The organism is Lentzea sp. NPDC006480, from assembly GCF_040611995.1.
Taxonomy (GTDB): Bacteria; Actinomycetota; Actinomycetes; order Mycobacteriales; family Pseudonocardiaceae; genus Lentzea.
Map to the genome: position 1 here is coordinate 50,301 of NZ_JBEXPJ010000008.1, position 20,390 is coordinate 70,690.

Sequence of the window (20,390 nt, forward strand, 5' to 3'; positions counted from 1 at the left end):
GTGGCCCGGAAGAGACTGGCAGGGCGCGCCGTCACGCTGAAATCGGGTGGACGGGGTGGTTACGGTCGCAGTCATGACCACCCCGGAGTCCGTTGTGCGCGTGCTGGCCGAACCGTCGAGGCTGAAGGCGTTCGCCGCCGTCGTCCTCGGCGCGGGAACGCTCGCCGACATCGCCGCCACGTCCGGGCTCAAGGTCAAGGACGCCGGCATCGCACTGCTCAAGCTCCGCGAAGCGGGGCTCGTCGAGGGCGACCCGGCCCGGCCCGCCGACCTCAAGCCGCTCGCCGCCACGCTCACGGAGGCGATGCCCGCAGACGGGCTCGCACCGTTCGTGCGCGGTGACAAGCTCATCTCGCTGCCGGTCTCGCACGAACGCCGCCGCAAGATCCTGGAGCACGTCGCGTCGAACGCCTTCACCCCGCAGACCTACTACGAGGAGAAGGAGATCAACGAGCGGCTCCAGGCGTGGTGCGACGGGGGAGAGGTCGACCACGTGACCATCCGCCGCTACCTCGTCGATCTCGGGCTGCTGGAACGCGGCGGCGGCCTCTACCAGGCTCAGCCCCTGCCGATCGCCTAGCCCCTGCCGATGTAGGGCATCGTCGTGGCCATCACGGTCATGAACTGCACGTTGGCGTCGAGCGGCAACTGAGCCTGGTACAGCACCGCGTCAGCCACGTGCCGCACGTCGAACGTCGGCTCCGGCCTGGTCTCGAAGTTCGCCTGCAGCACGCCCTGGCCCATGCGCGCGGTCATCTCCGTCGCCGCGTTGCCGATGTCGATCTGCCCGCACGCGATGCCGAACGCCCGGCCCTCCAGCGACAACGTCTTGGTCAGCCCGGTCATGGCGTGCTTGGTCGCGTTGTACGCCACCGCGTGCGGGCGCGGCACCGACGCCGAGATCGACCCGTTGTTGATGATCCGCCCGCCACCGCGGGCTTTCATCACCCTGAACGCCTCACGCGCGCACAGGAACGCACCCGTCAGGTTCACCCCGACGACCTTCTCCCACGCGCTGAGGCTGAACTCCTCGATCGGCGTGGCCCGGACGTTCGTGCCGGCGTTGTTGAACAACACGTCCACACGGCCCCACTTCTCGACCACAGCGGCGAACAACGCCACGACCGAGTCCTCATGCGACACATCGGTTGGTACAACGAAGCTGTCCTCGAACCCGGCGGCCGTCTCGTGCAACGCGTCCTCGCGCCGCCCGGCCAGCGCCACCTGGAATCCCGCCGCCAGCAGGGTTCGCGCCGCCGCACGACCCACGCCGGAACCCGCTCCTGTCACGACCGCGACCGCCATCGGTGATCTCCCCTCGATTCAGCGATTGCCCACAGTGTCCCGTGTGGAGTAATTACCTTGCGTGGAGTGCGAAGAGGACCCCTGCCTGCTCTGCGCGGGCTCGGGCACGATGTCGTGGCAGCAACCCGTTCCCAGTCCGGAAGGCCTTGTGCTGCACGAGATGTCGCACCCCTGCCCCCGTGGTTGCTCGGGCTGGTGGAGGCTCCCGCACGGCGACCGCGGAGGCATCGTCCCAGGTGTCGTCGCAGGCAATGCGGCCCGTGCCAACGAGATTCCGGCCGGACCGTCCACCCCGGTCTGATCACCGAGCGTGAACGATGGGGGTCACCCATTATTGCCGTGACGGTCCCTGCTTGGCGGCTTGGGCCACTCGGAGTAGAGGCGGACACTGATCCTCTGTGAAGGAGTGCAGCCGTTGCCATGGTTCTGGGCTCAACGAGGACCGGACCGCCTGCCGTGTGTGCGGTGGGATCGGCCAGGTCCCCGACCGGTAGCCCTGGTTACCTCTTGGTCATGAGAGTCGGGCCGAGGATGCGCCGCGCGATCCTCTTGGCCAGCGACTTCGACTGACTTGTCGATGTCGGCTTCCCCGCCGCAGGCACCGGGGCGGGCGTGGCCGGCGCTGCCGGTGCTGTGGACGGCAAGGTCGGTTCCTCGATCGTGATCTTCGCGAACACCTGGGTCGCCGGCTCTGCACTGCCGGACTGCTGCTGCTCGATCGGCACGCCACGATCTTGCCATCGCGCTCTCCTATGCCTACGAGTAGGGCCTACCGACCGGTATGTGAGTGACGGGCGTCACGCAGCACACTGGCCGGTGACGGCCCCAGGCGGAGTGTGATGACTGAGACGACCGAGCGCGCGGACGTGGGTCCGCCGCCGGACGCGCACCTCTGGGACCAGATCGCGAAGGGCGACCACGCCGCGTTCGCCGAGCTCTTCGAACGCCACGCCGAGGCGGTGTGGAACTACGCCTACCGCCTGACCGCCTCCTGGTCGCAGGCGGAGGACCTGCTGTCGGCGACGTTCCTGACGGCGTGGCGCAAGCGCGGCGAGGCCCGGCTGGTGCGCGACTGCGCCCTGCCCTGGCTCTACACGGTGACGGCGAACAGCGCCCGCACCGAGTGGCGCGCGTCCCGCAGAGCGTTGCGGCTGATCGGCAAACTCGCCCCGCAGGACGAACGCGACCACGCCGACGAGGTCGCCGCCCGCACCGACGCCCAGCGCCACCTCGCCGCCGTGGTGGCCGCGATCGCGAAGCTGCCGCGCTCCGAACGTGAGATCGCGCAGCTCTGCCTGCTCGGCGACGTGTCCACCGCCGACGCCGCCACGCTCCTCGGCATCACCGAGTCGAGCGTCCGCGCCCGCGTCTCCCGCACCCGCGCCCACCTGCGCCATCTGAGCCCCGAGGACACCCAGTGATCGACCACCTGCCCGAGAACCGCACCCTGCCCGACGACGTCCGCATGCGCGCCCGGCATCGCCTGTCCGAAGGCATGGACCCCAGTGCGAAGAGCAACCGCACGCCTGCCCTGATCGCCGCCGGTGTGAGCCTCCTGGCCGCCGGAGCCGTCTTCGCGAGCCAGGCCCTCACCGGCGGCGGTGCCGACGTCGCCGCCCCTCCGATGCAGCACAACGGAGAGTTCGTCGGCAAGGACCGCAACGTCGTCAACCACGTCGAGCAGGGCAAGGTCGGCCCGGACACGCTGGCCCGCTGCGTCGCCGCCGCGAAGGCGCACCCACCGGCCGAGCAGTGGCAGCCGATCGCGACCAGCGCCAAGAACGGCACCGTCCTCACCGCCTTCCGCGGCCCGACCGGGCTGTTCTTCTGCGCGAACACCGTCACCACCACGACGCTCTCCGACCCGAGCCCCGTCAAGATCGAGGACGGCCGCCGCAAGGTGAAGATCCTGTTCACCACGCCGTCCGGCACGATGGCGGGGCTGGTCTCGCCGGACGTGCGATTTCTCAGCCTGTCCCGGATCGCGGAGCCCGGCCAGAACACCACGATGCCCGCGCTGGTGGACGGGCTGTTCCTCGCGCCCAGCGGCTACCTCAAAGCAGAGACCGGCACGAAAGCGCTGGTCAACGGCGAGGACTTCGCCGTGCGCGGCGTGCCCAGGCCCACGCCGTCCGTCGTGGACCGCCCGCTGCCGCCCGCCGTCCGCGACACCCCGGAGACCGCCCGGTTCGCCGCGTGCCTGCAGGGCCGGGCGATCCCGGACGCCGACCAGTTCTGGCTCGGGCTGACGTCGAAGGTCAGCGCCACCGACACGATGATCGTCGGCCGGTTCGGCGACGTCCTGGTCTACTGCCGGGAGGCGGACCACGACCCGACGCCCGCCACGGTGTACGACCTCGACGACATGACCGAGGTGCGCGGCCGGACCATCGCGGCGTTGATCGCGTTCTACGACTTCAAGCCCTACAAGTACCGCGAGAACGGCGAGGTGGAGTCCGGTGGCAGCACCACGAACGCGGCGGTCGGCCTGGTCACCGACCCGCACGTCGCCTCGATCACCTACACCCGGCCCGGCATGGCCGACGTACCCGCGCAGCTGGGCCACGGCACGTTCGTGCTCGCGGCGCCGTTGATCGACCGTCATCCCGATGCCCGTGTGATCGTGCGGGACGCCGAGGGCACGATTCTGGAGACGATCACACCCGCCGGGTAGACAGGTGAGCGCTCTCGGTGGCCGAGATGCTCGATGTGCCCGGTGTGCCCGGTGTGCGCGGTCCGGCTGGTCCATGAAGGCTGGACAAGTTGATTAGCATGGCGAAGTGACTGTGCAGGCGGCTCCGGCCGGGTACAAGTGGATCGCGTTGTCGAACACGACGCTGGGCATGCTGATCGCGACGATCAACTCCTCGATCGTGCTGATCGCGCTGCCCGACATCTTCAAGGGCATCGCGATCAACCCGCTCGACCCGGCCAACACCGGCTACCTGCTGTGGATGATCATGGGCTTCCTGGTCGTCACCGCGGTGCTGGTGGTGAGCTTCGGGCGGCTGGGCGACATGTACGGCCGGGCCCGCATGTACAACCTGGGCTTCGCGATCTTCACGGCCAGCTCGATCATGCTGGCCGTGACCTGGTTCGACGGCGACGCCGCGGCGCTGTGGCTGATCGGGTGGCGCGTCGTGCAGGGCGTCGGCGGGGCGTTCCTGATGGCGAACTCCTCGGCGATCCTCGCGGACGCGTTCCCGGTGACCCAGCGCGGCATGGCACTGGGCATCAACGGCGTGGCCGCCATCGCCGGGTCGTTCCTCGGACTGGTGATCGGCGGCCTGCTCGCGCCGGTCAACTGGAACCTGGTCTTCATCGTCTCCGTGCCGTTCGGCCTGTTCGGCACGGTCTGGGCGTACCTGAAGCTGCGCGACACCGGCGAGCGCCGGCACGCCGAGATGGACTGGTGGGGCAACATCACCTTCGCCGTCGGCCTGGTCGCGGTGCTGGTCGGCATCACCTACGGCATCCAGCCGCACGGCACCTCGCAGACCGGCTGGACCAGCCCGCTCGTGCTCACCTGCCTGATCGGCGGCCTGCTGGTGCTGGCCGCGTTCGTGGTGATCGAGCAACGCGTGCCGAACCCGCTGTTCGACCTGCGCCTGTTCCAGCTCAGGTCGTTCACCTGGGGCAACATCGCCAACTTCACCTCGGCACTGGGCCGCGGCGGGCTGCAGTTCATCCTGATCATCTGGCTGCAGGGCATCTGGCTGCCGCTGCACGGCTACTCCTACGAGGAGACGCCGCTGTGGGCCGGCATCTACATGCTGCCGATGACGGTCGGGTTCCTGCTCGCCGCGCCGGCCGCCGGGATCCTGTCCGACCGGGTCGGCAGCCGCATGCTCGCGTTCACCGGCAACCTGATCGCGGCGGCCACGTTCGCGCTGCTGATCGCGTTGCCCGTCGACTTCCCGTACTGGGCGTTCGCGCTGATCCTGGTGTGCACCGGCATCGGGATGGGGATGTTCTCCTCGCCCAACCGCGCCGAGGTGATGAACTCGCTGCCCGCCGGCTCCCGCGGCTCGGGCAGCGGCATGATGACCACCTTCCAGAACACCGCGATGGTGCTGTCGATCGGGTTCTTCTTCAGCCTGATCATCGTCGGCTTCTCGCAGTCGCTGCCCGGCGCGATGCGGACCGGGCTCGTCGAGCACGGCGTGTCGCCCGCTGCCGCCGCGCAGGTGGCGTCGCTGCCCGCGGTGGCCGTGCTGTTCGCGGCGTTCCTCGGCTACAACCCGATCCAGCAGCTGCTCGGCGACCAGCTCGCGACGCTCCCGCCGGACCAGGCCGCCTTCCTGACCGGGCGGGGGTTCTTCCCGAGCCTGATCTCGCAGCCGTTCGCGCAGGGGCTCGCGATCGCCTTCGGGTTCGCGATCGTGCTGTGCCTGGTGGCGGCCGTGGCGTCGCTGATGTGCGGGAAACCGGTGGACAACCGGGTCACGATGGCGAAGTGGAAACAGAACGCCTGACGCTGCGCCCGCTCGGGCCGTCCGATGTGGACCTGCTGCACGAGTTGCACGCCGATCCCGAGGTCATGCGGTACCTCGACCCCGAACCGGTCGAGCACTTCCTCGGCGAGAGCTTCCTGGCGGCGTTCGAGAAGGACACCGGCCGGTTCGTCGGCTGGTTCGAGTTCAAGCCCGTCGGGGACGGTGTGGTCGAGCTCGGCTACCGGCTGCACCCGGAGTTCTGGGGCCGCGGATACGGCACCGAGGGCTCGAAAGCGCTGATAGCACGCGGTTTCACGACCGGTGACGTGCAGCGGGTCGTCGCCACCACGATGTTCGTCAACTCCGGCTCGCGGCGCGTGATGGAGAAGTCCGGGCTGCGGCACATCCGGACGTTCCACGTCGACTGGGCCGAGCCGCTGCCGGGCAGTGAACAGGGCGAAGTGGAGTACGCCCTCACCAAAGAGGAATGGCAGTCTGCGGTCATGTGGCAGACGGACTTGGTGGACCTCGACGCGTACTTCGCGCGCACGGGAGCGTCCGCGTCGAGCACGCTCACGGAGTTGCACGAGGCGCATGTGCGCGCCATCCCGTTCGAGAACATCGACGTGATGCTCGGCCTCGTGCCGTCGCTGGATCTCGCGGACATCCAGGCCAAGATGATCGGCCGACGCCGCGGCGGCTACTGCTACGAGCACCAGCTGCTGTTCACGGCCGTGCTGGAACGCCTCGGACATTCGGTCGCGCGGCGGATGAGCCGGGTGGCGACCGGGCCGCGCACGCATTTCGTGTCGCTCGTGGACGACCACCTGATCGACGTCGGGTTCGGCGCCGGGATGCTGCACCCGATGCCGCTGGTCGACGGCGCGGTGGTGGATCAGGCCGGGTGGCCGCACCGGCTGCGGCGCGCGGAAGGTCTGTGGGTGCTGGAGAAGGAGACCGCGGACGGCTGGCAACGCATGCACGCGTTCCACCCCGACGTCGAGCAGCTGCCCGTCGACTACCTGATGGCCAACCACTACATCGCCACGCACGAACGGTCGCCGTTCAGCCGCCAGCTCGTCGTCATGCGCCTCGAACCAGGACTGAGCCGCCGTTTGGTCGGCACGACGCTGACAATTGAGCGAGCGGGGAACAAACCTGAGAATTCTCAGGTTGAAAACCTTTCGGAAACCCTGGAATCGCTGGACATCACGCTTACCGAGAGGGAGCTGAGTCACATCGGCTCAACTGCGGGAACAATCGTGGGAGCGCATTCGTAATACGTGGTGTAAGGGAATCGCATATCGGAGGTGTTGCAAAATGACCACCGCGACTCCGTTCACCGCAGGAGCTGGCAACGCCGCAGGCGTGAACGCACTGCCCACCCCGCCCTCGGGCTGGCCGATCGGTTCCTACGCGACCTACGAAGAGGCGCAGCGGGCTGTCGACCACTTGGCGGACAACGACTTCCCGGTCGCCGACGTGACCATCGTCGGCGTCGAGCCGATGATCGTCGAACGTGTCACCGGCCGCCTGACCTGGGGCCGCGTCCTCGGCGCTGGTGCCGCGTCGGGTGCCTGGTTCGGTCTGTTCGTCGGTCTGCTGCTGGGCCTGTTCTCGACCGGTGGCGCTCTCGCCCCGATCGTCGTGGGCCTCATCGCCGGTACCGCGTTCGGGCTCGCCGGCGCCGCGGTCCGCTACGGCGCCACTCGCGGCAAGCGCGACTTCGCGTCCGTCACCCAGCTCGTGGCCGGTCGCTACGACGTGCTCAGCCAGCCGCGCAACGCCGAACGAGGCAAGGAAATGCTGACCAGCCTGGCCTGGCGGTCATGAGCACCCCGCTGACGGTCGACGAGCTGCGGGTCGCCCTCGAGGAGATTCGGCAGACCAGCGCCCGGCTGGGCATGTCCGCCGCCCAGCTGGCCTCGCGGGCCGACCAAGACCTGGGCCACGACGTCGCCGAGATCGTGAAGGACCTGAGGGCCGCCGCCAGTCAGCTGCGGGTGACCCAGCTGCTGCTCGAACCGGCCGGAGCCGATCTTCGAGTGGCCTGACAGACCAGCTCCCACCACACAGGAAACGCCGTCCCGGACCGGGGCGGCGTTTCCGCGTCTCCGTCCCTGGGTCACTGCGAGCCCGCGGCCACCAGCTTCGCGCTGATGGGTTCGAGCACGGCGACCAGCTCGTCCTGTTCGGCGGGCGAGAGCGCCTCGTACGGCGGGGCGGCGAGTTCGTCGGTCAGGTCCTCGACGCGTTGCTTGAGCTCGCGGCCCGCGTCGGTGAACCAGCCCTCGGCGTCGACGATCCCGCGCTCGCGCAGGCCGTCCATGGCCGCTTTGAGCCGCTTCTTCGGCAGGTGGTGGATGCGCCCGTGCGACTCCGGCGGGTGGATGCCCATCTCCAGCGCCGAGAGCACGTGCGCCTCGATGCCGCCGATGCCCGCGCCGACCAGGGCGGCGATGTGCCCGTCACCGCGGTGCTCGCGCAGCATGGTCGCGGAATGCCACAACCGGGCCACCGGATCGGCCGGGATGGGCAGCGTGCGCATCCCCGCGTACATAACCCGGCCGACCACGGGCGCGCTCGTCGCGGCTTTGGTGGTCAGGTCGGCGGCGCGCACCAGCCCGGGAGAGTCGGCCAGGTCGCCGACGATCCGCCGGACCGAGGCCGCGCTACCCCGTTCGCGGGCGGCGACGGACTCCTCGGGCGGGATCTTCTCCCACGCGCCCGGGATGTGCCGCGCGGCCTCCCCGTCGCCGAAGTTGTAGAACGCCGCGTGCACGACCTCCGCCGGCACGCGGCCGAGCGGTGCGGCGCGGCTGGCGAAGTAGCCGTCCCAGTAGTTGCCGTGGCCGAGCGCGGCCAGCTCCTCGTTGCACTCGTCGGCGAAGAAGGTGACCAGGCAGATCGGCTCGAGCAGGTCGTGGAAGCGCCGGGCGGTGTGAATCATGGCCGCCATCTTGCTCCCTCGGTTCCGCATACTGGCCAGGTGTGGATCACTGGGCTGCGTGCGCATTGGTGGCGTTTTGCGTTGGGTGCCGCGGGACTGGCGGTGTCCTTCGCGGACGCGAGCCTGTACCTGGCGTTGCCGATCCTGCTGTGGTGCGCGTTGGCCCGCACCGTGCGAACCGGACTCGTCGTCGGGCTGGTCCTGCTGGCTCTGCAGGCGTGGTTCGTCGTGCCGCGCGGGCTGGGCTGGTCCGGGCCGTGGGTGCCGGCCGCGATGGAGGGCTTCTGGCTCTACCCGCTGCTCACCGGGGTGGTGTGCTCGGTGAGCCTGCTGGTGGACGGGCGGTGGCTCGTCGGCGTCGTGTGGCTGGCGGCCGTGGTGGGGCTGGGTCTGCTGGGCACCGCGGTCGCCGTGCTGGACGAGCACGAGGGCGCCGCGCCCGGTGACGAAGGCGTCCTGCCCGGGCCGTCCGGGTTGCGGCTGAGCCATGCCGAGATGTGGTGCGGCTCGGGACACGGGGCCAATTGCGCGCGTCAGGTGGAGGCGACCGGCGAGCGCGCTCACGAGGTGATGCGCACACATCTGGCGTCGCACGGTTATACGTCCGCGAAGTCGTTGAGCAACAACGAAGAGCGGGTCTGCCGCAGCACCGGACTGGTGTTCGGGCGCGAGGTGTGTGCCGAGCTGAAGGACCTGTCGGCGACCGCTGTGAAGGTCACCTGGTACGTCAACAGGCGCTGATCAGCGTCGTGTGCGCGGCCTGTCAGCGGGTCGCGTCAGGGTTGCGGGCATGACGATCACGCTGAAGGCCGGCAGCACCGTGATGTTCACCGGCGACTCGATCAGCAGCTTCGTGCGACCGCCCGGTGAGGACCGCGCGGCGTACGCGCTGCAGGCCGCCGGCCGGTGGTGCTTCGAACACCCCGACCGGCCTCTGACCTGGCTCAACACCGCTCACCCCGGCGACACGGTGACCGATCTGGAAGCCCGCTGGCAGACCGACGTCCTCGACGCGCGCCCGGACGTGCTGTCGATCCTGGTCGGGATCAACGACGTCGGCCGGCGCACGATCCTCCCCGAGGCACCGGTGATCTCGACCGAGGAGTACGCGGACACCTATGACCGGCTGTTGAAGCCACTGGCGGACACAGAGCTGATCCTCGTCGAGCCGTTCCTGCTGCACGTGTCGGCCGTGGTCGAGGCCGGGCCCCACGGCGTGCTGATCGGCGACCAGGAACGCGAGGAGTGGCGCGCCGACCTGGAGCCGAAGATCGAGGTCGTGCACGAGCTCGCCACCCGGTACGACGCCGAGCTGCTCGAAGCCGACCGCCTCTTCACCGCCCTGGACACCCCGGAACGCTGGTCAGAGGACGGTGTGCACCTCACCGCCGCAGGTCACAGCGTTCTCGCGGAGGCTTGGCTGGAGCTGGTCGGTTGATTCCCGCAGGTCGTACGGTATTGTTTCCGTATGGCCTACGGAATTGGGGTGGACGGATGGCCTCCGAACGCAGTGGCGGGGGAGACCCGGTCAGGACGCTCGCACTGCTCTGGCGCACGCCGCAGGAGCCGAAGCCGGTCGGCAGGAAGCCCAAGGTGAGCGTCGACCAGATCGTCGCGGCGGCGATCGCGGTGGCCGACCGCGAAGGGCTCGGCGCGATGTCGATGGCCCGCGTCGCGCAGGAGCTGACCGTCGGCACGATGTCGCTCTACACGCACGTGCCGGGCAAGGGCGAGCTCCTCGACCTGATGGCCGACACCGTGCTGCAGGAACGTGCGCTCGGCTTTGACGGCACGTGGCGTGAGCGCATCAAGCACTACGCGGACCGCACCCGCGCGGTCTACCAGGCACATCCGTGGATGCGGGACGTGTCGATGGTCCGCCCGCCGCTCGGGCCGGGCCTGATGGACGGCCAGGAGTTCGTGCTGGCCGCTCTGACCGACGCGGGCCTGGAACCGCGCCAGGTCACCGTGGCGCACGTGGCGATCGAGGGGTTCGTCCACGGCGCGGCGGCGTCCGAAGTGGACGATCAACAGCTCGCGGCGGCCACCGGTGAGTCCGGCGACTCGTGGTGGGGCGCGCGGCAGGTGTTCTGGGACGACTACTTCGACGTGGAGCGCTATCCCGCGATGACCGCGCTGTGGAACGCCGGCGCCTACCACGCCGAGGGCACGCTCGCGGACAACATGCGCGGCTCGTTCGACTACGGGCTGGAGAAGCTGCTGGACGGAATCGAAGGGGGCCTGCGATGACGATCCTGGTGACCGGCGCGACGGGCAACGTCGGCCGATTGGTGGTGCGTGGCCTGGGTTCTGACGTCCGTGCGGTGAGCCGCAACCCGGCTCGCGCGTCGTTCCCGGCGGGTGTGGAGGTCGTGCGGGGCGATCTCGACGACCCGGCGAGCATCCCGTTCGACGGCGTGGAGAAGCTGTACTTGTTCGTCCACCCGCCGACCGCCGCGGAAGTCGTTGCGCGAGCGGTGAAAGCCGGTGTGCGCAGGATCGTCACGCTGTCCTCGGGCGCGGTGACCCACGGCTACGACACCAGCCACCACCTGCCGGTCGAGCAGGCGGTCGAGGCGTCCGGCGTCGAGTGGACCCACCTGCGGCCGGGCGAGTTCGCGGCCAACAAGATCGACCTGTGGGGTCCGTCGATCCGCGCGGACGGCACCATCGTGCACCCGAACCCCGACGAGTTCGGCCAGCCGATCCACGAGGCCGACATCGCCGAGGTGGCGATCAAGGTCCTGCTGGCGGACGGGCACGCGGGCAAGGCCTACAACCTGACCGGCCCGCCGCGGCTCACCCAGCGGCAGATGGCAGCGGAGTTGGGCGAGGCGATCGGGCGTCCGCTGCGGTTCCGGGACGTCACGGTCGAGGAGGCGCTCGCCTACTACGTGAGCGTCGGCTGGCCGGAGGAGATCGCCCGCTACATCCTCGGCATCGCCGGGTACGAGGGTGGCGAGGCGGACGACTTCAGCGACTACGAGTTCGTGGTGTCGCCGGACTACGAGCGGCTCATGGGCCGGCCGTACCGGACGTTCGCGCAGTGGGCACGTGATCACCGCGCCGACTTCACCTGATCATCGCGTCGATTTCCGGGCCTCCCGTTCGACGTCTCTGCAAGGGGAGCGCGATCGAGGAGGCCCGGTGCGGTTCATGGTGTTCGTCATAAGTCCGGATCCGTTGGCAGCACTGCACACCGACGCCCTCGAACGCGGCGGTGTCCTGCTCGACGCCGGCGACCTCGTGCCGCACGCCTGCGGGGTGTCCGGGTACTGGCTGATCGACGTCCGCAGCCGCGAGGAGGCGGTCGAACGCGTCAGGCGCATCCCCCTTCCGGCGTGCGTCGTGGAAATACGGCAGGTGGCTGTGGTCTGATGCCTCCATGGGGGCTACTACCTCGGTGCACCGCACCATCGACGCGGTTTGGCGGATGGAGTCGGCGAAGGTCATCGCCGCGCTCGCCCGGTACACGCGCGACGTCGGGCTCGCCGAGGAGATGGCGCAGGACGCGCTGGTCGCGGCGTTGGAGCAGTGGCCTGAGGACGGCGTGCCGAAGAATCCCGGCGCGTGGCTGATGACGACGGCCAAGCGGCGGGCGATCGACCAGATTCGCAGGCGGGAGAACTTCAACCGCAAGGTCGAGGAGATCGGGCGCGACGTCCAGGAGGCCACGCCGGATGCCAGCGAGGGCGTCGACGACGAGATCGGCGACGACCTGCTGAGCCTCATCTTCACCGCCTGCCACCCCGTTCTGGGCACCGAGGCACGGGTCGCCCTCACCCTCAAGATGCTCGGCGGCCTCAAGACCGAGGAGATCGCCCGCGCGTTCCTGGTCAGCGACTCGACCGTGGCGCAACGGATCGTGCGCGCCAAGAAGGCGCTGGCCGACGCCGGCGTGCCGTTCGAGGTCCCCGAAGGCCCCGACCTGCAGACCCGCCTCGCGTCCGTGCTCGAAGTCCTCTACCTGATCTTCAACGAGGGCTACTCCGCAACCCAGGGCGACGACTGGATGCGCCCTGAGCTGTGCGCGGAGGCGCTGCGGCTCGGTCGTGTGCTCGCGGAGCTCGCGCCCAAGGAGGCCGAGGTCCACAGCCTGGTCGCGCTGATGGAGATCCAGGCCTCGCGGTCGAAGGCCCGCACCGGACCGAACGGCGAACCCGTGCTGTTGCTCGAACAGGACCGCGGCAAGTGGGACTGGCTGCTCATCGGCCGCGGCCTCAAGGCGCTGGAACGGGCCGAAGCGCTCAACCAGCCGCCCGGCCCGTACTACGTGCAGGCCGCCCTCGCCGCGTGTCACGCCCGGGCTCGAAGGCCCGAGGACACCGACTGGCAACGCATCGCCACGCTCTACGAGGTGCTCGGGCAGATCTCGCCGTCGCCGATCGTCGAGCTCAACCGCGCGGTGGCGCTCTCCATGGCGTTCGGACCCGCCGCCGGGCTGGCGCTGGTCGACGAGATCTCCGGCGCGAAGGCGTTGCAGGGCTACCACCTGCTGCCCAGTGTGCGCGGCGACTTCCTGCTCAAGCTCGGCCGCGCCAAGGAGGCCAAGGCGGAGTTCGAGAAGGCCGCGAAGCTCACCCGCAACGAACGCGAGAAGACGCTGCTGCTCGAACGCGCCGCCGCCTGCGACTAGGTCAGCGCGAGCTTCACGCCCAGAGCGGCGAACGAAGCGGCGAAGAACCGGCGCAACCACACCAGCACGCGCGGCCGGGCCAGCACCCGGTCGCGCATCGACGCCGCGAACACCCCGTACACGGCGAAGACCGCGAACGTCAGCGCCATGAACACGCCGCTCAACGTGACCATCTCCTGAAAGCCCGAAGCGAACTGCGGCAGGAACGCCACGAAGAAGATCGTCAGCTTCGGGTTGAGCAGGTTGATCAGCACCGCCGACACCACGATCCTCCGCGCCGACGCAGGACCCGCCGCGGTGTCCACCACCAGCTCGCTCTTGTCCCGCAACGTCATCCACGCCAGGTACACCAGATAGGCGACACCCAGGTACTTCACGACCTGGAACGCCAGCGCGCTCGCGTGCAACAGCGCCGCCAACCCGGTGACCGTGGCCAGCACGTGCGGCACGATCCCCAGCGTGCAGCCGAACGCGGCGATCACACTCGCCTTCCGGCCGTGTGCGAGACCGGCCGACAACGTGTAGAGGACACCGGTTCCGGGTGTGGCGACCGCGATCAACGTCGTGACCAGGAATGCAAGGCTCATGCCGACAACCCTGCCGCGCAAGCGGTCCAGAAAGCAGAGCCAGATCTCGCCTTCGAAATTGGACCACTTCCGATGTCGAAGTGACGTCGGCGGTACCGTCCCAGGGATATGACCATCAAGAGCATGCACCACGTCGGCATGACCGTCACCGACCTCGCGGCGGCCGTCGCGTTCTTCGAAGCCCTCGGCATGGAGCTCGAAGGCAAGGCGCACATGGAGGGCGAGTTCGTCGACGGCGTGATCGGCCTCGACGGCTCCAAGAGCGAGATCGCGATGCTGCGCACCCCGGACGACCGGTACCGCATCGAGTTCAGCGAGTTCGAGACGCCGGACGCCGTCGACGGCAGCTCACATGCCCCGATCAACGCTCTCGGCCTGCGGCACGTCGCGTTCGTTGTGGACGACCTCGACGACACGCTCGCCCGCTTGAAGCCGCTCGGCGGCGAAGTGGTGCGCAACGTCGAGACCTACCAGAGCATGCTCAAGACCTGTTACGTCCGCGGTCCCGAGGGCATGCTCATCGAGCTGTGCGAGTACTTCAACTGAGTGCCCGCGCATAAGCCGCTGGAGACACTCCGACGGTCTGGGTGAAGTCCCGCACCAAGTGGGCCTGGTCGCTGTAACCGAGGTCGGCGGCCAGCCGTGACCACTCCACCTCGGACTCCGCCCGCTCCAACGCCTCGTGGATCCGGTACCGCAGGATCACCCACTTCGGGCTCACCCCGACGTAGTCCGCGAACAGCCGCTGCATCGTCCGCACCGAGACACCGGCGGCCCGCGCGAAGTCGGTGACCTTCCGGATCTCCCGGTCCTCGCGGATCTGTTGCACCAGGTCCATCGCGAGCGTGGCCTGCGCATCGGGCGTTGGTCCCCACGAGAGAAGGAACGCGTCGAGTGCGGCAACTCTCTCGTCCTCGTCTTCCACGTCCAGCACCGGCGACGACGGTATGTCGGTCTGCCGGACGCGCTTCCCGGTCCACCGCGACACCGGCTCGTCGCGGAACGGCCGGAACCCGCCGGGCCGGAACTGCACACCGGCCACCCGAATCGGCCCGTCGAGCACGTGGCTGAACAACCCCAGCGCCACTCCGGCGATCTCCGGGTGCGCGTACCCGTGTTCGAAGACGACGTTCACAGACGGATGCGGCACCACGTAGGAGGTGTACGGCTCATCGAGCGTGCCGTCGATCAGCCAGTAGTGCTCCAGATACGGCTGCAACTCCGCACACGGCACACGGCGGCGGAACCGCACGCGAGAGAAGAGCTCGCGCGCGTCCACGATCCCCCGAGTGTCCCGGCGCGGCCTTTGCACACCGGAGATCCTAGGTTGGCGCGTTTCTTCAAGAACGGCGAACCGCGGGCCAATAGCGTTCGGAACCATGAAGCTCAGCGTTCTGCTCGACCGCGCCCGCGACCACGCGTTGCCCGTCATCGCGAACATCACCGACGACGACCTGACCAAGCCCACCCCGTGCGCCGACTACGACGTCAGCGCCCTGCTCGACCACCTGCTGCACGTCGTCGTCGAGTTCCAGAAGCTCGCCGTCAAGCAGGACGCCGACTTCAGCCACACCCCGAACTACCCGCAGTGGCGCACGCAGTTCCCGTCCGAGACCGCAAAGCTCGTCGACGCGTGGGGCCAGCCCGGTGCGGACGAGGGCATCGCCGGGAACATGCAGATGCCGGCGCAGACCGTCGGTGGCCTGGCGCTGCTCGACCTCACCATCCACGCGTGGGACCTCGCTCAGGCGACCGGCCAGAACTTCGAGCCGGACACCGAGGTGTTCGACGAGGTCTCGAACCTCGTCACGCAGATGGGCCCGACGGCCATCGAGTGGAACGTGTTCAAGCCGCCCGTCGAGCCTCCGGCGGACGCGTCGCCGATGCAGCAGCTCGTCGCCCGCACCGGCCGCGACCCGCGCTGGAGTGCTTGACTTGGAGGCATGCTGACGATCGGGATGCTGGGCGGGATGAGCTGGGAGAGCAGCGCGGAGTACTACCGGCTCGCGAACGTGCTGGTGCGCGAACGCGTCGGCGGCCTGCACTCGGCCAAGATCGTGCTGCACTCGGTGGACTTCGCCGAGATCGAACGCATGCAGGTCGAGGGCCGCTGGGACGACGCGGGCAAGGCGCTCGCCGAAGCCGCCGCCGGTGTCCAGGCCGGCGGCGCTGACTTCCTGCTCATCTGCACCAACACCATGCACAAGGTGTTCGACGAGGTGCAGGCCGCGGTTGACATCCCGGTCATCCACCTCGGCGACACGACCGCGGCGGCCATCAAGAACGCGGGCCTGACCACGGTCGGGCTGCTCGGCACGGGGTTCACGATGGACCAGCCGTTCTACCGCGAACGCCTGGAGTCGCACGGGTTGCGCGTCCTGCTTCCGTCCACGGAGGACCGCGCGACCGTGCACAGGATCATCTACGACGAGCTGTGCCTCGGCATTGTCCGCGACGAGTCCCGCCGTGCCTACCAGGACGTGATCGCGCGGTTCGAGGGGGCGGAGGGGATCATCCTCGGCTGCACCGAGATCGAGCTGCTGATCAGCCAGGACGACGTGCCGCTGCCGGTGTTCCCGACGACCCGCCTGCACGTCGAGGCGGCCGTGGAGCGTGCCATCGGGTGAACGCCGGCGCTGATCGCCCAGGCATGCCCGATAGTGGACGGGTGCGCAGCGAGCGACTCGCGTGGTCCGGCCGTGACTGGCGGATGCCGGTCTGGTTCTGGCTCGGCCTGGTGACGATGTTCGTCAGCGTGCTGCACATCGTCATCGACTTCGGCGTCGGCTTGTTCGACCTGCACGGGACGCTCAGCCTGCCCGAGGCGACGACGCTCGTCGGCGTCGCGCTCATCCAGATCTGGTGGGCGGTCTCTTTCACGGCGGGCGCCCAGGGCAACGGCAGCGGTGTCGCCAGCGCCGGGATCCTCGGTGCCGGCTGGGCGGCGCTGACCAACGGCTTCCCGATCGTCTACTGCCCGCCCGTGTGCCCGGAAGCACGGCCGCTGACCGACATCGGCCACATCGGCAGCATCGTGTTCGGAATCCTGCTCCTGTTCGTCGCCATCTGGTCGCTGTGGCGCGCTCGGGTGCGCCCGCACTGGTTCCTGCCGGCCGTCGCGCTGGTGCTGCTGGTCGGCACCGTCGTGTCGCTGGCGAACACCGCGATCAGCTAGGCGCACGCCATTCTGTGAACGGTTGATGTGACCTGGCGTACAACGCGATCACCCTGGGACGTGTCTCAGTCACTGAGGGCTAATGCCTCCACGGTGAACCAGGGGAGTTCGCGTTGACACGAGCACATCTCGCCGCAGGGCTGACGGCTGTCGTGGTTGCCGCCACGGCAGCCGTTCCTGTTTCCGCGGCGCCACAACAAGAGGTGAATGCGGACGGGCTGACCACGAAGGTCACGCTCGTCACCGGTGACGAGGTCACCGTCACCAACGGCAAGGTCGAGGTCAGGGGCAGGGACAACGTCCGGTTCCACAGCTTCAAGGACGCTCGCGGCGACCTGCACGTCGTCCCGGACGACGCCCAGGGCAGGCTCAACTCGGGCGAGCTCGACGCGCGGCTGTTCGACGTCAGCCTGCTCGCCAGATCCGGTTACGACGACGCGTCCAGCAAGACCATTCCGCTGATCGTGCAGGGGCAGGGGATCAGCGCGGCGAACGCCGAGTCGTTGCCGAGCATCAACGCGCACGCGATGACCGCCGAGAAGAACGGCAGCTTCTGGTCCGGTGTCCGGGCGGCGGGCACCGGAAAGGTCTGGCTCGACGGCAAGGTGACCGCGTCACTGGACCGCAGTGCCGCGCAGGTCGGCGCGCCCGAGGCGTGGGCGAAGGGCTGGACCGGCAAGGACGTCACGGTCGCGGTGCTCGACACGGGCGTCGACGAGACGCACCCGGACCTCGCGGGCGCGGTCGTCGAATCGAAGAACTTCAGCGACAGCGACTCCACCGACGACCGCCTCGGCCACGGCACGCACGTCGCGTCCACGATCACCGGTGAGGGCAAGTACAAGGGCATCGCGCCCGACTCGAAGATCGTCAACGGCAAGGTGCTCGGCGACTACGGCGGCGGCCGCGAGAGCGACATCATCGCCGGCATGGAGTGGGCCGCGACCAAGGCCAAGGTCATCAACATGAGCCTCGGCAGCTCCTGGCCCGACGAGGGCACGGACCCGATGTCGTTGGCGCTCAACCGGATCACGGAGCAGACCGGGGCGCTGTTCGTGGTCGCCGCGGGCAACTCCGGTGGCCCGATCGGTTCACCCGGTTCCGCCGACGCGGCTCTCACCGTCGGCGCCGTGGACCGCGACGACAAGCTCGCCGAGTTCTCCTCGCGCGGCCCGCGGTGGACGAACAACGCGATCAAGCCCGACATCACCGCGCCGGGCGTCGACATCGTCGCGGCCAAGGCGAAGAACGGCCGGATCGGCACGCCCGCCGACGAAGGCCACGTCGCGCTCTCGGGCACCTCGATGGCCACGCCGCACGTGGCGGGCGCGGCGGCTGTCCTCGCGTCGCAGCACCCGTCGTGGAAAGCCGGTGACCTCAAGGCCGCGCTGATGAACTCGGCCAAGCCGAACCCGACGCTGACCGTCTACGACCAGGGTGCGGGACGTCTCGACGTGGGCCGTGCGGTGTCTTCGGCAGTGTCGACGAACGCGGGCAGTCTGTCGTTGGGCACCGCGTTGTGGCCGCACGACGACGACAAGCCGATCACGCAGAAGCTGACCTACCGCAACACCGGTACGTCCGACGTGACGGTGGATCTGAGCATCGCCGAGGTGAAGCCCGCCGGGTCGTTGTTCAGCGTGTCGCCGTCGAAGCTGACGATCCCCGCCGGTGGCACCGCGGACGCCGTGGTCACCGCCGACACCCGAGCTGCCACGCCGGACGCGATCTACGGCGCGGTGGTGCTGTCGTCCGACGGCGTGCGCGTGCCGATCGGTGTGGTGAAGGAGGTCGAGAGCTACGACGTGAAGCTCTCGTTCGTCGACGGGACCGGCAAGCCCGCGCCGGACTACACCTACCGGTTCGTCAGTGTCGACCAGCCGAAGGCGTACTTCCGCTTCGACCCGTCCGGCACGGTCGTGCAGCGCCTGCCCAAGGGCGCGTACTTCCTCGACTCGTCGGTCTACACGCCCAACGCCGACCCGACCAAGCGCGGCAGCAACACCGTCGCGATCGAGCCGGCGTTCAGCGTCACGGCCAACACCGACCTCGTGATCGACGCGCGCCAGGGCGTCAAACCCGTCATCAAGGTCGACCAGAAGGAGGCCATGCCGGCCGCGTCCGAGCTGGGTTTCGACATGACGACCAACTGGGGCACCACCGGCAGCACCTGGATCCTGAACGACTTCGAGAACGTGGCCGTGCGCCCGTCGGCGTCGTCCTGGCCGAAGTTCGACTTCTACGCGCAGAGCGTCATGGCCCGCCCGGACGGCAACGGGTCCTTCGCCGGCAGCCCGTACCAGTACCACGTGCGGATCGCCGAGAAGACCCGCGTCCCTGCCGACCTCCAGCGTGCCGTCCCCGACCGCGCGCTGGCTCACGTCAACTCGGTGACGCACGCGCGCGTCCCGGGTTCGATCGGCCAGCGCGACAACGGTGCGTCCGGGCCGTTGCCGTTGCGGCTCAAGGAGTTCTACACGCCCGACGTCGACTGGTCCGGTTCGCTGAGCGAGTTCACGAAGCTCGGCGAGTACCCCAGCCTCGGCTACCAGTTCTCGGCGGCGCCGCGGGTGTTCAAGGCCGGGCGCACGGTGACCGAGCACTGGAACAGCGCCGTCTACGGCCCGAGCCTGCCGAACGACCCGCGCTACGTCCGGTTCGCCGGCCGCGTGGGCAACGTGCTGCGCCTGGACGTGCCCATGTTCGGCGCGCAGGGCATGAACGGTGGCAGCCAGCACACCGGCCGCACCACCGTGACCGTCGACGGCAAGGTCATCTCCGACCAGGCCTACGCGGGCTCGGCGTACATCCCGAACGCCCCGGCGGAGAACAAGCGCTACTTCGCCCACGTCGAGGCGACCCGCGACTCGCAGTCGGCGCAGATCACCACCGACTGGCAGTTCACCTCGCAGAACGTGCCCGGCGAGGACTACAAGCCGGTGCCGCTGCTGGCGGTCCGGTTCGCGCCTCGGTTGGACGAGTACAACCGTGCCGGTCGGGTCGTCACCGTGCCGATCACGGTGGAGCGCAACGGAACGGGCACCGTCACGAACATCAAGGACCCGGCGGTGCAGGTGTCCTACGACGAGGGCAAGACGTGGAAGCAGATGCCGTTGCAGAAAACCCGCACCGGTTGGCAGGTCACTCTCTTCCACCCGCACAACGCCAAGAACGTCTCGTTCAAGGCCAGGGCCGCCGACGCGGGCGGTGAGGTCCAGCAGACCATCATCCGCGCCTACGACCTGAAGTAGCTCGCTCGGACGGTACGCGGGGCCCTTTCGTCCTCCAGGAGAGTACGAAA

The 20,390-nt window shown here is 69.0% G+C and carries 23 protein-coding genes; 18 read left to right on the forward strand and 5 right to left on the reverse strand.

Features of this window, described 5'->3' with window-relative positions:
* Positions 1-73 precede the first annotated feature (73 nt).
* Complete coding sequence (locus ABZX92_RS05460) at positions 74-580, forward strand: DUF2087 domain-containing protein (protein WP_355554355.1); 507 nt, start codon at positions 74-76, stop codon at positions 578-580.
* On the opposite strand, the gene ABZX92_RS05465 is transcribed toward ABZX92_RS05460, so the two are convergent.
* Together ABZX92_RS05465 and ABZX92_RS05470 are read right to left on the reverse strand one after the other, a co-directional pair.
* The gene (locus tag ABZX92_RS05465; RefSeq protein ID WP_355554357.1) at positions 577-1,305 is read right to left on the reverse strand and encodes an SDR family oxidoreductase; all 729 of its coding nucleotides are present in this window, start codon (positions 1,303-1,305) and stop codon (positions 577-579) included. The two genes, ABZX92_RS05460 and ABZX92_RS05465, sit on opposite strands and share 4 nt — an antisense overlap.
* 500 nt (positions 1,306-1,805) lie before the next feature.
* Positions 1,806-2,030, reverse strand: coding sequence for a hypothetical protein (locus tag ABZX92_RS05470; protein WP_355554359.1), 225 nt, complete (start codon positions 2,028-2,030; stop codon positions 1,806-1,808).
* A gap of 114 nt (positions 2,031-2,144) precedes the next feature.
* On the opposite strand from ABZX92_RS05470, the gene ABZX92_RS05475 reads away from it, so the two are divergent.
* From ABZX92_RS05475 to ABZX92_RS05500, 6 genes are all read left to right on the forward strand, one after another.
* Positions 2,145-2,726, forward strand: coding sequence for a sigma-70 family RNA polymerase sigma factor (locus ABZX92_RS05475; protein WP_355554361.1), 582 nt, complete (start codon positions 2,145-2,147; stop codon positions 2,724-2,726).
* Entirely contained in the window at positions 2,723-3,979 is a 1,257-nt protein-coding gene (locus ABZX92_RS05480) for a hypothetical protein (RefSeq protein ID WP_355554363.1), read from the forward strand. Before ABZX92_RS05475 ends, ABZX92_RS05480 begins: the two co-directional genes overlap by 4 nt.
* Before the next feature lie 169 nt (positions 3,980-4,148).
* Entirely contained in the window at positions 4,149-5,780 is a 1,632-nt protein-coding gene (locus ABZX92_RS05485) for an MFS transporter (RefSeq protein ID WP_355554468.1), read from the forward strand.
* Entirely contained in the window at positions 5,762-7,021 is a 1,260-nt protein-coding gene (locus tag ABZX92_RS05490) for a GNAT family N-acetyltransferase (protein WP_355554365.1), read from the forward strand. The genes ABZX92_RS05485 and ABZX92_RS05490 overlap by 19 nt, the downstream gene beginning before the upstream one ends.
* Before the next feature lie 40 nt (positions 7,022-7,061).
* Positions 7,062-7,574, forward strand: coding sequence for a general stress protein (locus ABZX92_RS05495; protein ID WP_355554367.1), 513 nt, complete (start codon positions 7,062-7,064; stop codon positions 7,572-7,574).
* The gene (locus ABZX92_RS05500; RefSeq protein WP_355554369.1) at positions 7,571-7,795 is read left to right on the forward strand and encodes a hypothetical protein; all 225 of its coding nucleotides are present in this window, start codon (positions 7,571-7,573) and stop codon (positions 7,793-7,795) included. The genes ABZX92_RS05495 and ABZX92_RS05500 overlap by 4 nt, the downstream gene beginning before the upstream one ends.
* A gap of 71 nt (positions 7,796-7,866) precedes the next feature.
* On the opposite strand, the gene ABZX92_RS05505 is transcribed toward ABZX92_RS05500, so the two are convergent.
* Complete coding sequence (locus ABZX92_RS05505) at positions 7,867-8,691, reverse strand: MarR family transcriptional regulator (protein WP_355554371.1); 825 nt, start codon at positions 8,689-8,691, stop codon at positions 7,867-7,869.
* A 39-nt stretch (positions 8,692-8,730) separates the two neighbouring features.
* Between ABZX92_RS05505 and ABZX92_RS05510 the strand changes: the two genes are divergently transcribed.
* The 6 genes from ABZX92_RS05510 to ABZX92_RS05535 all read left to right on the forward strand — a co-directional run bounded on the left by ABZX92_RS05510 (position 8,731) and on the right by ABZX92_RS05535 (position 13,327).
* Positions 8,731-9,432: a hypothetical protein gene (locus tag ABZX92_RS05510; RefSeq protein ID WP_355554372.1), complete on the forward strand. Its 702-nt coding sequence runs from the start codon at positions 8,731-8,733 to the stop codon at positions 9,430-9,432.
* A gap of 49 nt (positions 9,433-9,481) precedes the next feature.
* Positions 9,482-10,129 (forward strand): SGNH/GDSL hydrolase family protein, encoded by a 648-nt coding sequence (locus ABZX92_RS05515; protein WP_355554373.1) that lies wholly within the window; start codon positions 9,482-9,484, stop codon positions 10,127-10,129.
* Between the two features lie 56 nt (positions 10,130-10,185).
* Positions 10,186-10,941, forward strand: a complete 756-nt coding sequence (locus ABZX92_RS05520; RefSeq protein WP_355554375.1) for a TetR/AcrR family transcriptional regulator C-terminal domain-containing protein — start codon at positions 10,186-10,188, stop codon at positions 10,939-10,941.
* Complete coding sequence (locus ABZX92_RS05525; protein ID WP_355554377.1) at positions 10,938-11,771, forward strand: NAD(P)H-binding protein; 834 nt, start codon at positions 10,938-10,940, stop codon at positions 11,769-11,771. The genes ABZX92_RS05520 and ABZX92_RS05525 overlap by 4 nt, the downstream gene beginning before the upstream one ends.
* Positions 11,772-11,838: 67 nt before the next feature.
* A complete protein-coding gene (locus ABZX92_RS05530) occupies positions 11,839-12,069 on the forward strand; it encodes a hypothetical protein (RefSeq protein ID WP_355554379.1) in 231 nt (76 codons plus the stop codon).
* Positions 12,070-12,076: 7 nt separating this feature from the next.
* On the forward strand, positions 12,077-13,327 hold the full coding sequence (locus ABZX92_RS05535; protein ID WP_355554381.1) for an RNA polymerase sigma factor: 1,251 nt from the start codon (positions 12,077-12,079) through the stop codon (positions 13,325-13,327).
* On the opposite strand, the gene ABZX92_RS05540 is transcribed toward ABZX92_RS05535, so the two are convergent.
* Positions 13,324-13,914, reverse strand: a complete 591-nt coding sequence (locus tag ABZX92_RS05540) for a LysE family translocator (RefSeq protein WP_355554383.1) — start codon at positions 13,912-13,914, stop codon at positions 13,324-13,326. The two genes, ABZX92_RS05535 and ABZX92_RS05540, sit on opposite strands and share 4 nt — an antisense overlap.
* Positions 13,915-14,022: 108 nt before the next feature.
* Between ABZX92_RS05540 and ABZX92_RS05545 the strand changes: the two genes are divergently transcribed.
* Positions 14,023-14,460 carry a VOC family protein gene (locus ABZX92_RS05545; RefSeq protein WP_355554385.1) on the forward strand — a complete coding sequence of 146 codons (438 nt, stop codon included), beginning with the start codon at positions 14,023-14,025 and terminating at the stop codon, positions 14,458-14,460.
* Here the strand turns inward: ABZX92_RS05545 and ABZX92_RS05550 are convergent.
* The gene (locus ABZX92_RS05550) at positions 14,453-15,226 is read right to left on the reverse strand and encodes a helix-turn-helix domain-containing protein (protein WP_355554387.1); all 774 of its coding nucleotides are present in this window, start codon (positions 15,224-15,226) and stop codon (positions 14,453-14,455) included. The genes ABZX92_RS05545 and ABZX92_RS05550 overlap by 8 nt on opposite strands.
* Before the next feature lie 67 nt (positions 15,227-15,293).
* Between ABZX92_RS05550 and ABZX92_RS05555 the strand changes: the two genes are divergently transcribed.
* From ABZX92_RS05555 to ABZX92_RS05570, 4 genes are all read left to right on the forward strand, one after another.
* Positions 15,294-15,848 carry a TIGR03086 family metal-binding protein gene (locus ABZX92_RS05555; protein ID WP_355554389.1) on the forward strand — a complete coding sequence of 185 codons (555 nt, stop codon included), beginning with the start codon at positions 15,294-15,296 and terminating at the stop codon, positions 15,846-15,848.
* 9 nt (positions 15,849-15,857) lie between these two features.
* Positions 15,858-16,541 carry an aspartate/glutamate racemase family protein gene (locus ABZX92_RS05560; protein ID WP_355554391.1) on the forward strand — a complete coding sequence of 228 codons (684 nt, stop codon included), beginning with the start codon at positions 15,858-15,860 and terminating at the stop codon, positions 16,539-16,541.
* A 41-nt stretch (positions 16,542-16,582) separates the two neighbouring features.
* Positions 16,583-17,089 (forward strand): hypothetical protein, encoded by a 507-nt coding sequence (locus ABZX92_RS05565; protein ID WP_355554393.1) that lies wholly within the window; start codon positions 16,583-16,585, stop codon positions 17,087-17,089.
* Between the two features lie 113 nt (positions 17,090-17,202).
* The gene (locus tag ABZX92_RS05570; protein WP_355554395.1) at positions 17,203-20,340 is read left to right on the forward strand and encodes a S8 family peptidase; all 3,138 of its coding nucleotides are present in this window, start codon (positions 17,203-17,205) and stop codon (positions 20,338-20,340) included.
* Positions 20,341-20,390 lie beyond the last annotated feature (50 nt).